This is a genomic window from Duganella sp. Root198D2, from assembly GCF_001428585.1.
Lineage (GTDB): Bacteria > Pseudomonadota > Gammaproteobacteria > Burkholderiales > Burkholderiaceae_D > Rugamonas.
On record NZ_LMIC01000012.1, the window covers coordinates 134,399 to 149,843 of the forward strand.

Here is a 15,445-nt window from a genome sequence, read left to right on the forward strand (position 1 = left end):
TAGCGTCTTACTTACGGCCGGGGCGGCCGCCAGTCTTGGCCGGGGCGGCCTTGGCTTTGACTTTGATAGTGTCGAGGATGGATGGACGGACCTTGGTTTCCACCGTGGCGCGCGCCGTCATCGAACCGGTCAGGGCATTCGGCTTGCCGCCGCGCGCAATATGGGCCGGCGGAGGCAGGCCGGCGCCGCGCTTCTGCTGGCCCGGGGCCAGGGTCGGCATGGCGCGCTTGCCTTGCGATGGCTTGAAGTGCTCTTCGCCGACGCGGTATGGCGGGATCAGGTGGCGTTCGCCATCGCCGATCAAATCGCCGCGGCCCATGCGGCGCAGGGTCTCGCGCAGGATCGGCCAGTTCTTCGGATCGTAGTAACGCAGGAAGGCCTTGTGCGCCTGGCGCTGCTTCAGCGTGCGCGGGGTTTCCACGGTTTCCGACGTGTCGGTGACTTTGTGCAGCGGGTTCTTGCGCGAGTGGTACATGGCGCTGGCCATGGCCATCGGGGTCGGCATGAAGGTCTGCACCTGGTCCAGGCGGAAGTTGTTTTTCTTCAGCCACAGGGCCAGGTTCAGCATGTCCTCGTCGCTGGTGCCCGGGTGGGCGGCGATGAAGTAGGGAATCAGGTACTGCTTCTTGCCCGCTTCCAGCGAGAACTTCTCGAACATCGCCTTGAATTCGTCGTAGGCGCCGATGCCCGGCTTCATCATCTTGCTCAGCACATTGCTTTCGGTGTGCTCCGGCGCGATCTTCAGCAGGCCGCCCACGTGGTGGGTCACCAGTTCTTTCACGTATTCAGGCGAACGCACGGCCAGGTCGTAGCGCAGGCCGGACTGGATCAGGATCTTCTTCACGCCCTTGATCTCGCGCGCCTTGCGGTACAGCTGGATCAGCTTGCTGTGGTCGGTGCCCAGGTTGACGCAGATCGAGGGGTAGACGCAGGACAGGCGGCGGCAGGTTTCCTCGATCTCCTTTTCCTTGCAGGACAGGCGATACATGTTCGCGGTCGGGCCGCCCAGGTCGGAAATGATGCCGGTAAAGCCCTTGGTCTTGTCGCGGATATGTTCGATCTCGCGCAGGATCGACGGCTCCGAACGGCTCTGGATGATGCGGCCTTCGTGCTCGGTGATCGAGCAGAAGGTGCAGCCGCCGAAGCAGCCGCGCATGATGTTGACCGAAAAGCGGATCATTTCCCAGGCCGGGATATTGGCGTTGCCATAGCTTGGGTGCGGGGCGCGCGAGTACTCCATATCGTACACGCCGTCCATTTCGTCCATGGCCAGCGGCAGCGGCGGAGGGTTCATCCACACGTCGCGGTCGCCGTGCTGCTGCACCAGCGCGCGCGCATTGCCAGGATTCGATTCGAGGTGGAACACGCGCGAAGCGTGGGCGTACATCACCGGGTCTTCCTTCACCACCTCGTACGACGGCAGGCGCACCACGGTCTTGTTGTGCTTTTCCTTGGCGGCGGCCAGGCGCTCTTCGCGGCTCATGATGATGACCGGCTTGACCACCGGTTCCGGCGCGGCGTTCTCGGTGGCGCATTCCTTCTTGTCTTCCTTCGCCATGGCGTAAGGATCGGGATGCGGGTCGACGCGGCCCGGCACGTCGACGCGGTTCGAATTGTGCACCGCCCATTCGCCGGACGGCAGCCAGCCGTGCGGCACCAGGAAGGCGGTACCGCGCAGGTCTTTGATTTCCTTGATCTTTTCGCCCATTTCCAGGCGGCGGGTCAGGTCGACCAGGGCGCGTTCGGCGTTGCCGAAGATCAGCAGGTCGGCCTTGGACTCGGTCAGCACCGACTTGCGCACCTTGTCCGACCAGTAGTCGTAGTGGGCGATGCGGCGCAGCGAGGCTTCGATGGAGCCGATGATGACCGGCGTGCCGGGAAAGGCTTCGCGCGCCTTCTGGGCGTACACGGTGACGGCGCGGTCGGGGCGCTTGTTCGGCTCGGCGTTCGGGGTGTAGGCATCGTCGGAGCGGATCTTGCGGTCGGCCGTGTAGCGGTTGACCATCGAGTCCATATTGCCGGCGGTGATGCCGTAGTACAGGCGCGGCTTGCCCAGTGCGCGGAACGATTCCACGTTGTGCCAGTCAGGCTGGGCGATGATGCCGACGCGGTAGCCTTGCGCTTCCAGCAGGCGGCCGACCAGGGCCATGCCAAAGCTTGGATGGTCGATATAGGCGTCGCCGGTCACCAGGATGACGTCGCACTGGTCCCAGCCCAGGGCGTCCATTTCGGCGCGGGACATGGGAAGGAAAGGCGCAGCAGAAGCACGCGCAGACCGCTTGGCGACGGTCGCGAAAAGATTGGCTGGGGAATTCATCCCGGCATTGTACCGGAAATCACTGGCTTCCGCCCACCGCCGCGCACAAAAAACCTTTAAATTTCAGTAACTTGTGACGTTCCGGCAAGGCGTTTCCGGTAAATACACATTGCACATCGTGACATTTTTGCTATAACGGGTATACAACGTCTTCCATGGAGCGTAATCATGCGACGCAGACTGTACTACATGCTTCCCAATGTAAAAGCCGCCCGCGCAGAACTGGACGAACTGCTGCTGGCACGCATCGAAGAACGGCATATCCACTTCATGGCAAAAGAGGGCACCCTGCCCGACGACATGCCAGATTGCAATTTCCTGCTGCGAACGGACCTGATCCACGGCGCCAAGCTGGGGATCGCCATTGGCGCGATTGTGGGGCTGTGTGCCGGCATCTTCCTGGTCGTTTTCCCACCCGAAGGGCTGACCCTGCGCACCATGACCATCTTGCTGGTCACGCTGGGCGGTGCACTGTTCGGCGGCTGGGCCAGCGGCATGAATGCGGCGGCCGTCCCCAACAAGAAGCTGGAACAGTACTCAGAGCGTATTGAACAAGGTCAGGTTTTGATGATGGTCGACGTGCCGGTGCGGCGCATGAAGGAGATCGAGGAAATGATCGCCAAACGTCATCCTGACTTCAACTTTGGCGGTGAAGAACCGCCCATGCTGGCCTTCCCATAAGGCCAGCCTCCCGGGGACCGGCCGGACAGCCGGTACAACCCCGGGTTCTATACTGAAGGCGGGCTGCGGCCCGCCTTTCTTTTGATCTGTTGTTAGATTCCCATATTCCCCAGGATGCGCGTAAGTTCGCGCAAAGTAGGCTCCAATGCCGGGTGTTTGGCAGCAAACTTGGCAGTGATTTCCTGAGTGCGTTCGGCCAGGCCGTAGGTGGAGGTGCCGCCTTCGGGCTGCGGCGGCTGGTCGAGGATCAGCTTGATGTCGCCATCGAGCTGGCGCAACAGGCTTTGCAATTCCTCATCGACCGGACCGTGGTGGGCCAGCGTGGCGTGCAAGTGGCGCAGGGTCTCCTTCAGCTTGGTGTCCATGATCCCTTTCCCCGGTGAAGTGGCGATCCCTCTTTATACACCCATCCGCCGTGAGCAGCTACGGATGTGCTCAATCCGGCGGCCTCCGGCCCGAGCGAGCGCAGGAAGGTTTCATGCGCTCGCGGACACAGCTTACTTAAGACCGCGGCGCTCCAGCAACGGATCGATCCTGGCATCGCGGCCGCGGAATTCGCGGTACATCTGCATCGCATCCATTGTGCCGCCTTTGGACAGCAGGGCTTTGCGGAAATGGTCGCCGTTGCTGCGCTGCAGGCCGCCGTTCTCGGTGAACCATTCAACGGTATCGGCATCCAGCTTCTCCGACCACAGGTAGCCGTAGTAGCCCGCCGAGTAACCACCCGCGAACACGTGCGAGAAGTAGGTGGTGCGGTAGCGCGGCGGCACCGGCGAGAAATCAACGCCGGCGTCCTTCAGCACCGACGACTCGAAGCCCAGCACGTCGGTCGGGATCTTGTCGGCTGGCAGTTGGTGCCAGCGTTGGTCCAGGATCGAGGCAGCCAGGTATTCAGTGGTGCGGAAGCCTTCGTTGAACTTGGCGGAAGCCTGTACCTTGTCCAGCAGTTCCTTCGGCATTGGCGCACCGGTCTGGTAGTGCCTGGCGTAGTTGTTCAGGATTTCCGGCCAGGCCATCCACATTTCGTTGACCTGCGACGGGAATTCCACGAAGTCGCGCGGCACGCGGGTACCGGCGAAGCGCGGGTACTTCACATCGGAGAACATGCCGTGCAGCGCATGGCCGAATTCATGGAACAGGGTGCGCGCCTCGTCGTAGGTCAGCAAGGTCGGCTCGCCGGCTGCCGGCTTGGGAATGTTCAGGTGGTTGGCCACCACCGGCTTGGTGCCCATCAGCTTGGACTGCGACACGTAGGCATTCATCCAGGCGCCGCCACGCTTGTTGCTGCGCGCGTAGAAGTCGCCCAGGAAGATCGCCAGCTGCTTGCCGTCGGCATCGAACACATCGAACACGCGTACGTCCTGCTGGTACACCGGCAGGTCCTTGCGCTCCTTGAAGGTGATGCCGTACACCCTGGTCGCAGCGTAGAACACCCCGTTTTTCAGCACGTTATCGAGTTCGAAGTATGGCTTGAGCTGGTTCTGGTCGAAAGCGTAGCGGGCCTGGCGCACCTTGTCGGTGTAGAAGGCCCAGTCCTGCGCCGCGTTGGCGAAGCCGCCCTTTTCCGCATCGATCACGGCCTGGATATCGGCCGATTCCTTGCGCGCGTTGTTCACGGCAGGCTTGGACAGTTCGCCCAGCAGCTTGTTGACGGCGTCGGTGTCGTGTGCGGTCTGGTCTTCCAGCTGGTAGGCCGCGTGCGAGGCATAGCCCAGCAGCGCAGCGCGATCGGCGCGCAGCTTGGCGATCTTCAGCACGACGTCGCGGTTGTCGAAATCGCCGCCGCGGCTGCCGCGCGCCAGCGAAGTAGCCAGCAGGCGTTCGCGCGTGGTGCGATTGGTCAGCACTTCCAGCGGCGCCTGGCCGGTGGTGTTGGCGATGGCGATCAGGAATTTGCCGTCCATGCCTTTGGCCTTGGCGGCTGCAGCGGCGGCGTCGATGGCCTTGTCGGACATGCCGGCCAGTTCTTCGCGGGTATCGACCACCAGCGCCGAAGCATTGGCTTCCTTCAGCACGTTCTGGCTGAAGGTGGTGGACAGGGCGGCCAGCTGCGAATTGTAGGCCTTCAGTTTTTCCTTGTCGGCGGCCGACAGCTTGGCGCCGGCGCGCACGAAGTCGGTGTGGTAGCGTTCCAGCAGGCGCGCGGATTCAGCATCGAGCTTCAGCTTGTCGCGCTTGTCGTACAGGGCCTTGATGCGGGCGTACAGTTTTTCGTTCAGGCGGATCGCGTCGCTGTGGGCGGACAGCTTCGGCGCCAGTTCGCGGTTCAGCGCTTCGAAGGCGTCGTTGGTGTTGGCACCGGACAGGTTGCCGAACACGGAGCTCACGCGATCGAGCAGGCGGCCCGAACGCTCCATCGCCACGATGGTGTTGTCGAAAGTCGGCGCGGCCTTGTTGTTGGCGATCTTGGCGATTTCCGCCGCCTGCTGCTTCATGCCTTCTTCATAGGCAGGACCGTAGTCTTCGTTCTTGATCTTGTCGAAGGCAGGGTAGTTCAGCGGCAGCCTGGATTCGGCTGCGAAGGGATTGGACGCCGGCAGGGCGGCATTGGCGATACCCGCGACAGCCAGGCCGGCAGCGAGCACCAGCAATTTCGGACGGAACATTCTCTCTCCTGTTTTGTAATGTTTCGAGGCGCACGATAATAGCAACCCCGCAGTGCAAAGTCATGCTGCACTGCGTATCGTAAAGTGTCAGGAATCAGTAGTGCGGCGGACGCTCGTTGAGCGGGGCCTGGCTGGCCAGTGCGGAGGTGCGCACGCGCTCGGCCAGCGCGCGCACCAGGTCTTCCAGCATATCGATCTGCTTTTGCTGCTCGTAGACGCGCTGGTTCAGCGATTCCACCAGGTCTTCCTGGTGCACCAGTTTAAGTTCAATATTGACAAAACGATCTTCGCTGCTCACGGCCTGCTCCCGCCAATGGAAAAGCAGGCATTTTACTCTTTCAGGTAGACGCCGCCGCAGAGAATCATGTCCTCCTCCGGCACGCAGTACATGGTTTTCGGCTCGATCTTGCCGGTGACGGGATTGTTGAATTTGTAGTCCTGCCAGAACGGGACTTTTTTCCTGGCCATTTCGACGCGCTCTTTCACGAAAGCCTTGCCGTCGACGTCTTTCAGTTCCATCAGGTTCTTGCCGACCATCTTGGCGTTGGCGCCGTGCGCACGCACCACGCCGTCGGTGCCATACACAGTGAGGTACAGGTCGCGGTCGACGAACTGGCCGTCCTTTTTTCCGATTTCCGCAAAAGTCTTTTCGCGGCCGTTGGCTTTCAGGTAAGTCAGGGCTTTTTTTACCATCGCCTCGGCTTCAGGCTTGGTCACCATATCCGCAGCGCTGACCAGGGACGCTGCGCCCGCCATGGCGGCGAGCAGGCAAATGCGAAATAACATGGGAACCTCCTGTCATAAGGAAGAGCACCCATGCTAGCACTAATCAAGCCGGATTAATGTCGCGTGGAGCCGACAACAATTCCTTCATGCGCGCCAGGCGTTCGCGCGGCGACAGGATTTCCGATTCCGTCGGCGGGGCAGTGCCGACATCGAGCGCCATCTCGGCGATGAAGCGCGATATGTCGCATTGCATATGTTCGCCGCCGCGCTTGCGCTTCTTGCACCAGGTGAGCTGCAAGGTGCGCTGCGCGCGCGTGATCCCCACGTACATCAGGCGCCGCTCTTCCTCGATGCGCTGGGCCAGCAATTCCACCGGCGCATCCGGATCGCCCTTGTGCGGCAGGATGCCCTCTTCCACCCCGACCAGGAATACATGCGGGTACTCCAGGCCCTTCGACGCATGCAGCGTCGACATGCGGATCGCGTCCGGCTCTTCGTCCTTGCCGTCCAGCATGGACATCAGTGCCACCATCTGGGTCAGCTCCAGCACGTTCTTTTCTTCGCCGTCGCGGTCCTTGCCGCCGCGGCCGCGATCCTTCAGCCAGTTGACGAAGTCGGTCACGTTGTCCCATTTGCCTTGCGCCGCACGTTCCTCGAAGGCGTCGTACAGGTAATGCTCGTAGTGCATGCCTTCCATCAGGTCGTCCAGCACCTGCGCCGCATTGTCGCCGCTGCCCGATGGTCCGGGGCGCGTGGCGCGCGATTCCAGTTCCAGGATGAAGTTGCAGAAGTCCTGCAGCGGCTTCAGCTGGCGGTCGTTGAGCACCGCCTCGATGCCGCCCTTGAAGACGGCTTCGAACAGCGAGCATTGCCACTTGCCCGAGAAGGAGCCCAGCGCTTCCAGCGTGGACTGGCCGATGCCGCGGCGCGGCGTGGTTGCTGCGCGGATGAAGGCAGGATCGTCGTCCGGATTGGCCATCAGGCGCAGGTAGGCCATGATGTCCTTGATTTCCGCCTTGTCGAAGAAACTCTGGCCGCCGGAAATCGTGTAGGGAATGCGCTGCGTGCGCAATGCCTGTTCGATCACGCGCGCCTGGTGGTTGCCGCGGTACAGGATCGCGTAATCGGCCCACTTGTTCTTGCGCTCGAAGTGGTCGGCCGAAATCATGATCGCGACCTGCTCCGCTTCCTGCTCCTCGTTCGGCATCGAATGCACCTTGATCGGCTCACCGATACCCAGTTCGGACCACAGCGACTTCTCGAACAGCTTGGGATTGTTCTGGATCACCGCATTGGCCGCCTGCAGGATGCGCGTGGTGGAGCGGTAGTTCTGTTCCAGCTTGATCAGGCGCAGGTCGGGGAAGTCGACCTGCAGCAGCGCCAGGTTTTCCATGGTCGCGCCGCGCCAGCCGTAAATCGCCTGGTCGTCGTCGCCCACCGCGGTGAACATCGGCTTCTTGCCCAGGCCCGTAACCATCAGTTTCACCAATTCGTACTGGCAGGTATTGGTGTCCTGGTATTCGTCGATCATCAGGTAGCGCAGGCGGCGCTGCCATTTATCGCGCACCGTGTCGTGGTTGCGGAACAATTCCACCGGCAGGCGGATCAGGTCGTCAAAGTCCACCGCCTGGTACGCGGCCAGGGTGGCGATATAGCTGCCGTAGATGCGCGCCGATTGCGCCTCATCCTCGGTCTGCGCCAGTTTCAGCGCTTCCTCGGGCGTCACCAGGCCGTTCTTCCACAGCGAGATATCGTTCTGGATGCGGCGGATCAGGTGCTTGTCGGTGGTGATGGCCAGGTCCTGGACCAGCGAATAGCAATCGTCGCTGTCCATGATTGAAAAACGGTCTTTCAGCCCCAGATGGTTGCATTCCTGGCGCAGGATGCGCACGCCGAGGGAGTGGAAGGTGCAGACGGTCAGCAGCTTGGCCTGGCGCGGCTGCTTGAGCATTTTGCCAACGCGTTCCTGCATTTCCAGCGCTGCCTTGTTGGTAAAGGTGAGCGCGGCGATCGTGCGCGGGTCATAGCCGCGATCCTCGATCATATGGGTGATTTTTTGCGTAATCACGCGCGTCTTGCCCGAGCCGGCCCCCGCCAGTACTAGGGCAGGGCCGTCGAGATAGAGCACGGCTTCGCTCTGGGGCCCGTTAAGGCCGAACTGGGGTGCATTGGACATCCCGGCATTGTACAGAATATAGTGGTATCAATCCCCGGAAAGAGCCCGAAAAAACGTAGGCAGACGTGTTATGAAATTTGAACATTTGATAGAAGTGAACGACCTCCTCAACCCGCTGATGGACACCATCACCCACCAGCAGTTATGGCGCGGCCTGGTGCTGCGCGCGGAGTCGCCCAAGCTGTTCGTGCCGCACCTGGACGAGGCGGAAATCTCGGCCCGCACCGGGGCCGGTTTCAGCCGCCGCCTGCGCTATGGCGATATTGTCATCGAAGACAATGTGGTGCTGCACGAGCCGTACGTGGTGCGCTATGAGGTGCCGGCGCAAAAAGACATCAGCGCCTCGAGCCTGACGATGACGATCGAGATGCCGCAGCCGGAACGCCTGTACGTGCGTTTCCAGTACGACGACGGCCATGACGCGGCAACCGATGCCGCCAACGCGATGTACGACGATTTCCGCCGCTCCGCGTACCAGGAGTCGGACCTGGACACCATCCGCGTGCTGCGCGAACTGGCCAGCCAGGGCCGCCTGAATGCGAGCCTGAACTGATCTAGCAGCCGGGCGTGCAATCGTTCGGCACCGGCTTGGGCGGAGGCGGCGGTTTTTGCAGCTCCAGCGCCAGGCCGCGCAAGGCGGTGCGCAAGCCTTCTTCCACTACCGGGTGGTAGAAGGGCATGTCCAGCATCTGCGATACCGTCAGCTTTGCCTGGTGCGCCCAGGCCAGCAGGTGGCCGATGTGCTCCGCACGCGGCCCCGCCATCTCGGCGCCGAGGAAGCGCCCGCTGCCATACTCCGCATAGACCCGCAGCATGCCTTTGTTCTGGCGCATGACGCGGCTGCGTCCCTGGTCTTCAAAACTGACCTCGCCGATCGCGAAGTGTTCGCGGCCGTTCGATAGCTCCTTGTAGCCTTTGCCCAGCGTGGCAATCTGCGGCTCGCTGAAGGTGATGGCAAGCGGCGTGCGGCGCAGGCCGGGCCTCACTGCGGGGTAGCTGGCGGCATTGGCGCCGGCGATCTTGCCCTGGTCGGCAGCTTCCGGCAATACGGGGATTTCGGCGCTGGCGTCGCCGCCGATGAAGATGCAGCTATCGCCGCATTGCATGGTGTAGCGGTCGAATTTCGGCACGCCGTGCTTGTCCAATGCCAGTCCGGTGTGATCGAGGCCCAGGCCGGAAACGTTCGGCGTGCGCCCGGTGGTGACCAGCACGTAATCGAAGTGCTCGATGCGCTCTTCACCTTCGGCACTGCGCGTACGCAGTTCGAGCCCGTCGCCGCTGCGCGCGATGCCTGCCACCTCAGTGCGGAAACGGAGGTCCAGTTCTTCGCCCAGCGCTTGCGAGGCAGCTGCCAGCACATGCGGGTCCTTCAGTTGCGCCACGCTATTGCTGCGCGCGATGATCGCCACGCGTACGCCGAGGCGATGCAGCGCCTGGCCCAGTTCGAGGCCGATCACGCCGGCGCCGATGACGGCCACGGAGCGCGGCAAGTCGGTCCATTCGAACACTGCATCGCTGTTGATCACGCGCGGGCCGGCTGCCGCCCATTCCGAAGGGATATCCGGGCGGGAACCGGTGGCGATCACCACCGCCTTCGCCGCCACCTCCAGGTTGGCGCCGATCTGCAGGCGGTTGGGCGCGGTGAAACGCGCACGTCCATGCAGCTTGTCCTCGGCCGGCATGGCGGCCACGTTCTCCAGTACGAAGCCGACAAAGCGGTCGCGCTCACTGCGCACGCGCGCCATGACAGCCCTGCCATCGACCTTCAAGCCGCCGGCCTCGATGCCGAAGCCGGGCGCCTCGCGTACCGCGTGCGCCGCCTCGGCAGCGGCGATCAGCAGCTTGCTCGGCATGCAGCCGACGCGGGCGCAGGTGGTGCCGTGCGGTCCGTCTTCAATCAATAGCGCATGCTTGCCCGCGTTGCGCGCCGCGCGGTAAGCGCTGAGCCCGGCCGTACCGGCACCGATCACTGCCACATCGCACTCGATAGTTTCCATCTTGCCTCCAGCATTGGTATTGCATTAGTATGACTTATCTTTTCGCGCTTTTATTAAGCATACCTTATGGAAAATCTGGACTACCGCGCGCTGGCGGTGCTGGATGCCGTTGCCAGCCATGGCAGTTTCGAAAAAGCGGCCAATGCGCTCGGCATCAGCCAGTCGGCCGTATCCCAGCGTATCAAGGCGCTCGAGGACGCGGTCGGCAGGCTGCTGATCGTGCGCGGTTCGCCCGCCGAAGCTACCGGCCTGGGCCAGCGCCTCGTCTCGCATTACCGTAACGTCAAATTGATGGAGGCAGCACTCGACATCGACCTTGGCCACGAGACCAGCATGCCTGAAATCGCGATGGCCGTCGATGCGGCCAGCCTGGCGACCTGGCTGCCCCTGGCCCTGCGTCCCTTGCTGTCGCCGCCGCGCTGCCAGCTCGACGTGGAATGCGCGGAGCGCGAGGTGGCGCTGCACCTGATGCGCGAAGGAGCCGTGTTTGGCTGCGTCGCCGCGCGCGCCGAGGTGCCTGCCCCTGCCGCTGCCGGTTCTTCCGCCACCCCGCTTGGCGCCATCCGGTATGTGTGCGTGGCTGCGCCAGCCTTCGCGGGGCACTGGTTCGGCGATGGGTTCAGCGTAGAGGCTTTGGCGCTGGCGCCTGCGGTGGTGCAAGATCGCGACCTGATGGCACGCTTCCTGGCGCGCGAGGCAGGGTATGTGCGGCCGTTCCCGCATCACACCTTGCCGCTGTCGACGGCCTTTAACGATACCGTATTCGGCGGGATGGCTTATGGCCTGCTGCCTTACCTGCAGGCGGCGCAGGCGTTGGCGCAAGGCGCGCTGGTTGACCTGCTGCCGGGGCGCTATATCGATGTGGAGCTGGACTGGCATGCCTGGGAACTGGATACGCCGTTCACGCATGCCCTCAATGAGCAGATTGTCAGTACTGCGCGGCGCTATCTTGTGCAGCCCTGAAAACCGGTAAACCAGTGTCAGACCCAAGGATCGGACACTGCCTGATCAACTGCCGCGGGTTCGGTTGTGCGCCCTTGATCTTCTCAAAAAGTCAAAAACCTCAAACCCGTCCCCCGGCCGTAGCGCTGGTTTACCGGTTTTAAATATCAAACGGGTCGACCTCCAGCGACCACTTGATCCGCGTCTTCTGCTCGCGCAGCGCCTGCATCCACTCCTTCAGGAACGCCTGCAGCGCCGGGCGCGACGGCGACTCCACCAGCAGCTGCGCGCGCTCCATATTGTGCACGCGCGCCATGCTCATCGGGATTGGATCATTGATCGTGATGCCGCCATGCTGCACCAGCTCGCGCGCGCCGCGCAGGAATTCCAGCGCCAGCTCCAGCTCGCGCGCCTCGGCCCGCAAGATGGCCTGGTACAGGTAGGGCGGCAGGCCCGCCACTTCGCGCTCGCCGAGCAAGGAGTTGGCGAAGTAGTCGTAATCATGCGCCACCAGCGCCGAGAACAGCGGGTGTTCCGGATAGCTGGTCTGCACCAGCACCTCGCTCTCGCTGCCGCCCTGGCGCCCGGCGCGTCCCGCCACCTGCATCAATTGCGCGAACAGCCGCTCGCTGGCGCGGTAATCCTGCGAGAACAGCGAGCTGTCCGGATTCATGATGCCCACCAGCGTCAGGTTCTTGAAGTCATGCCCCTTGGCCACCATCTGCGTGCCGACCAGGATATCCACCTCCTGCCGGTGCACGCTGTCGAAAGCCTCCTGCGCACTGCCCTTGCGGCGCGTGCTGTCGGCGTCGATGCGCAGCACCCGCGCCTGCGGGAACAGCTCCTGCAAGCTTTCCTCGATACGCTGCGTGCCGCGTCCCAGCGGCTGCAAATCGATATTGCCGCAGGTCGGGCAATGGCGCGGGATGCGCATCTCCAGGCTGCAGTGGTGGCAGCGCAGGCGGTAATCCGTTTTGTGCAGCACCATCAGGGCGGTGCAGCGCTTGCACTCGCTGACCCAGCCGCATGATTCGCAGGTGATCACCGGCGAATAGCCGCGCCGGTTCAGGAACAGCAAGGATTGCTCGCCGCGCTCCATGCGCAGCCTGATCGCCTCCACCAGCTGTTCGCTCAAGCCCTCCTGTCCGCGCCGGCGCGAAGTGTCGATCAGCTTCACGTCAGGCAGCACTGCCTGCTGCACCGCGCGTTCGCGCAGCTCCAGTTTGCGGTAGCGGCCTTTCAGCGCGTGATGCCAGCTTTCCAGCGACGGGGTGGCGGACCCCAGCACCACCGGGATCTGGAGCTGGTGGGCGCGCCACACGGCGAGGTCGCGCGCGGAATAGCGCAGGCCTTCCTGCTGCTTGTACGAAGGATCGTGCTCTTCGTCGATCACGATCATCTTCAGGTGCGGCATCGAAGCCAGGATAGACAGTCGCGTGCCCAGCACGATGCGCGCCTTGCCTTCGTGCGCCGCCAGCCAGTGCAGCATGCGCTCGCCCTCCGACAGGCGGCTGTGCAGGGTGGACAGCATCACGCCGGGGAAGCGGTTGCGGATATTGGTTTCCAGTTGCGGCGTCAGGTTGATCTCGGGGACCAGCACCAGCACCTGGCCCTGCGGCTCGCGCGCCAGCACCTGCGCGCAGGCGTGCAGGTAGACCTCGGTCTTGCCGCTACCCGTCACGCCATACAGCAGGAAGGGCGCAAAACCCTGCGCGCCGGCGATGGCATCGGCCGCCGCCTGCTGGCTGGCATTCAGCGCCGGCACATTGGCCGGCGCCGGATCGTGCGGTTCTTCCAGCTTGGCCAGCTTCTTGATGGCGCGGTCCAGCGCTACGGTGGTGGTCACGCGCAGGTTCTTGGGCAGCCCGGGCAAGGCTACTTCACCCAGCGGGCGCTGGTAGTACTCGGCGGCAAAGCCGGCCAGCGCCAGCCATTGCGCTGACAGCGGCGCCAGCTGGCTGCGCACGGCCAGCGCTGCCTTCAACTTTTCCTCGGGGACTTCCGTTTCCTCAAAGATACCCACGATGAGCCCGACTACTTCGCGCGGGCCAAAGGGCACCATTGCCAATTGTCCTACACGCGGACGGTTTGATTCTTCGCAATCCCAGCGGTAATCAAAAACCGCGTTCAGCGGCGTGTCCAAGGCAATTCGGAGAATGCAGTGCGCCATCCAGGGCTATCAATCGAGGGTTTTTCAACTATCCACAGAATCTGGGGATAACTTTGTGAACAAAGGGGCTGGAATCCTGAGCAAGCACTAACCTCCAGCTTGCAATCTGGGGCAGGCCGGCCAAATGCGCCGGTTTTTCCCCTTTCAATTCAATAACTTACAAGAGCCGCCCTAGGAGGCTCAGAAAGCGCATATTTTTCCGCGCTCTGTGAATAAGTGCACCATTTAAGGAGCAGTTTTTCACCGAAATCAAGCATTTTTTACAGGCTTTTCAGGGCAAAACGTGCCTGGTGCGCCACAACATCAAGCCAAACATTGTACACAGACAGGCGCGACAAGGTTTGTGTTTCCGCAAGCGTTTTCACCAGTGAAAGTCTTAGTGAAATATCATGCAATGCAACATGACGCTAAGATAATTCCTACAAATTCCTACTAAGTCCCGGTTTACAAAGTACTTTTGACTTTTTTCCACAGTTTTTGTGGATAACTTTGTGGAGAATGGCCCCACAAGCTCGCTTGCACCTTGGGATAAGGTTTATAAAACCCAAAACATTGGCAAAACAGGTAAAAAATAAATCTTTAAAAATCAAGCACTTGCAAATACGCTGAGAGGAGGGCATTTGCCGCTGCCTCTTATTTCCGCAGTAAAAATTTTTGTGCATAAGTCGCTTCTGCACGAAATAAAAAAGGGCGCCGCAGCGCCCTTTGAACCGGGACTACAGTGTTCAGCCGCCGCGCAGCTTGCGGCTGTGGCTGTGAACGGTCTCCACCAGCACCGTCACCGACTCCGGCGGGGTGAACTGGGAAATCCCGTGGCCCAGGTTGAAGACGTGGCCGGTATTGTGCGGGCCATAGGAATCGAGCACGCGGCGCGCTTCGGCGGCAATCTGCTCCGGGTTGGCAAACAGGATGGCCGGATCGATATTGCCCTGCAGGGCCATCTTGTGTCCCACCAGCTGGCGGATCTTGCCGATGTTGGCGGTCCAGTCGAGGCCCATGGCATCGGCGCCGATCGCGGCAATTTCCTCGGCCCAGTGACCGCCGCCCTTGGTGAACACGATGGCAGGAATCTTCACGCCGTCTTTTTCGCGCTTCAGCATGCCCACCACCTGCTGCATGTATTTCAGGGAGAACTGCTGGTAGGCGCCATCGGCCAGGGCACCGCCCCAGGAATCGAAGATCATCACGGCTTGCGCACCGGCGTCGATCTGCGCGTTGAGGTATTCAGCGACAGCGCGGGCATTCATGTCCAGGATATGGTGCATCAGGTCCGGCCGCGCGTACATCATCTTCTTGATGGTGTGGAATTCGCGCGAGCCCTGGCCTTCAACCATATAACAGGCCAGCGTCCATGGGCTGCCGGAGAAGCCGATCAGCGGCACGCGGCCATTCAGTTCGGTGCGGATCTGGGTCACGGCCTTGAATACATAGTCCAGCGAGCCGGCCGGCGGCAGCTGCAGCGCCTTGACGTCTTCCTCGGTCTTCAACGGGCGCTCGAATTTCGGGCCCTCGCCTTCCACGAAGTACAGGCCCAGGCCCATTGCATCCGGCACCGTCAGGATGTCGGAGAACAGGATTGCCGCGTCCAGCGGATAGCGGTCGATCGGCTGCAGGGTGACTTCGGTCGCCAGGTCCGGATTGGTCGCCAGGCCCATGAAGGAGCCCGCCTTCTGGCGCGTAGCGCGGTATTCAGGCAGGTAGCGTCCTGCCTGGCGCATCAGCCACACCGGGGTGTATTCGGTCGGCTGGCGCAGCAGCGCACGCAGGAAGGTGTCGTTCTTCAGCGGGGCAAATTGTGGCATGAAAGACAATCTAAAGCAGATAGAAAGG

The 15,445-nt window shown here is 62.1% G+C and carries 12 protein-coding genes; 3 read left to right on the forward strand and 9 right to left on the reverse strand.

Translation table 11 applies throughout. The features are described from left to right. Positions 1-7: 7 nt before the first annotated feature. Complete coding sequence (locus ASE26_RS13085) at positions 8-2,242, reverse strand: YgiQ family radical SAM protein (RefSeq protein ID WP_057246375.1); 2,235 nt, start codon at positions 2,240-2,242, stop codon at positions 8-10. 243 nt (positions 2,243-2,485) lie between these two features. Between ASE26_RS13085 and ASE26_RS13090 the strand changes: the two genes are divergently transcribed. After that, positions 2,486-2,998, forward strand: coding sequence for a DUF1269 domain-containing protein (locus ASE26_RS13090; RefSeq protein ID WP_229207322.1), 513 nt, complete (start codon positions 2,486-2,488; stop codon positions 2,996-2,998). 92 nt (positions 2,999-3,090) lie between these two features. On the opposite strand, the gene ASE26_RS13095 is transcribed toward ASE26_RS13090, so the two are convergent. The 5 genes from ASE26_RS13095 to ASE26_RS13115 form a co-directional block, all read right to left on the reverse strand. Further along, the gene (locus ASE26_RS13095) at positions 3,091-3,363 is read right to left on the reverse strand and encodes a DUF4404 family protein (protein WP_055938906.1); all 273 of its coding nucleotides are present in this window, start codon (positions 3,361-3,363) and stop codon (positions 3,091-3,093) included. Between the two features lie 132 nt (positions 3,364-3,495). Next, positions 3,496-5,604, reverse strand: coding sequence for a M3 family metallopeptidase (locus ASE26_RS13100; protein WP_057246376.1), 2,109 nt, complete (start codon positions 5,602-5,604; stop codon positions 3,496-3,498). Positions 5,605-5,698: 94 nt separating this feature from the next. After that, positions 5,699-5,902 carry a SlyX family protein gene (locus ASE26_RS13105; protein WP_055938912.1) on the reverse strand — a complete coding sequence of 68 codons (204 nt, stop codon included), beginning with the start codon at positions 5,900-5,902 and terminating at the stop codon, positions 5,699-5,701. Positions 5,903-5,934: 32 nt separating this feature from the next. After that, a complete protein-coding gene (locus ASE26_RS13110) occupies positions 5,935-6,390 on the reverse strand; it encodes a cache domain-containing protein (protein ID WP_055938915.1) in 456 nt (151 codons plus the stop codon). Positions 6,391-6,433: 43 nt separating this feature from the next. Beyond that, entirely contained in the window at positions 6,434-8,506 is a 2,073-nt protein-coding gene (locus ASE26_RS13115; RefSeq protein ID WP_055938918.1) for a UvrD-helicase domain-containing protein, read from the reverse strand. A 70-nt stretch (positions 8,507-8,576) separates the two neighbouring features. On the opposite strand from ASE26_RS13115, the gene ASE26_RS13120 reads away from it, so the two are divergent. Further along, positions 8,577-9,059: an SRPBCC family protein gene (locus ASE26_RS13120; RefSeq protein WP_055938921.1), complete on the forward strand. Its 483-nt coding sequence runs from the start codon at positions 8,577-8,579 to the stop codon at positions 9,057-9,059. A gap of 1 nt (position 9,060) precedes the next feature. Here ASE26_RS13120 and ASE26_RS13125 read toward each other — a convergent pair whose 3' ends face one another. Next, complete coding sequence (locus tag ASE26_RS13125; RefSeq protein ID WP_055938924.1) at positions 9,061-10,503, reverse strand: dihydrolipoyl dehydrogenase; 1,443 nt, start codon at positions 10,501-10,503, stop codon at positions 9,061-9,063. Positions 10,504-10,569: 66 nt separating this feature from the next. On the opposite strand from ASE26_RS13125, the gene ASE26_RS13130 reads away from it, so the two are divergent. Further along, positions 10,570-11,466 (forward strand): ArgP/LysG family DNA-binding transcriptional regulator, encoded by an 897-nt coding sequence (locus ASE26_RS13130; RefSeq protein ID WP_057246377.1) that lies wholly within the window; start codon positions 10,570-10,572, stop codon positions 11,464-11,466. Between the two features lie 139 nt (positions 11,467-11,605). Here ASE26_RS13130 and ASE26_RS13135 read toward each other — a convergent pair whose 3' ends face one another. Further along, positions 11,606-13,615: a primosomal protein N' gene (locus tag ASE26_RS13135; RefSeq protein WP_057246378.1), complete on the reverse strand. Its 2,010-nt coding sequence runs from the start codon at positions 13,613-13,615 to the stop codon at positions 11,606-11,608. A gap of 725 nt (positions 13,616-14,340) precedes the next feature. Continuing rightward, on the reverse strand, positions 14,341-15,417 hold the full coding sequence (gene hemE / locus ASE26_RS13140; RefSeq protein WP_057246468.1) for a uroporphyrinogen decarboxylase: 1,077 nt from the start codon (positions 15,415-15,417) through the stop codon (positions 14,341-14,343). Between the last annotated feature and the right edge of the window lie 28 nt (positions 15,418-15,445).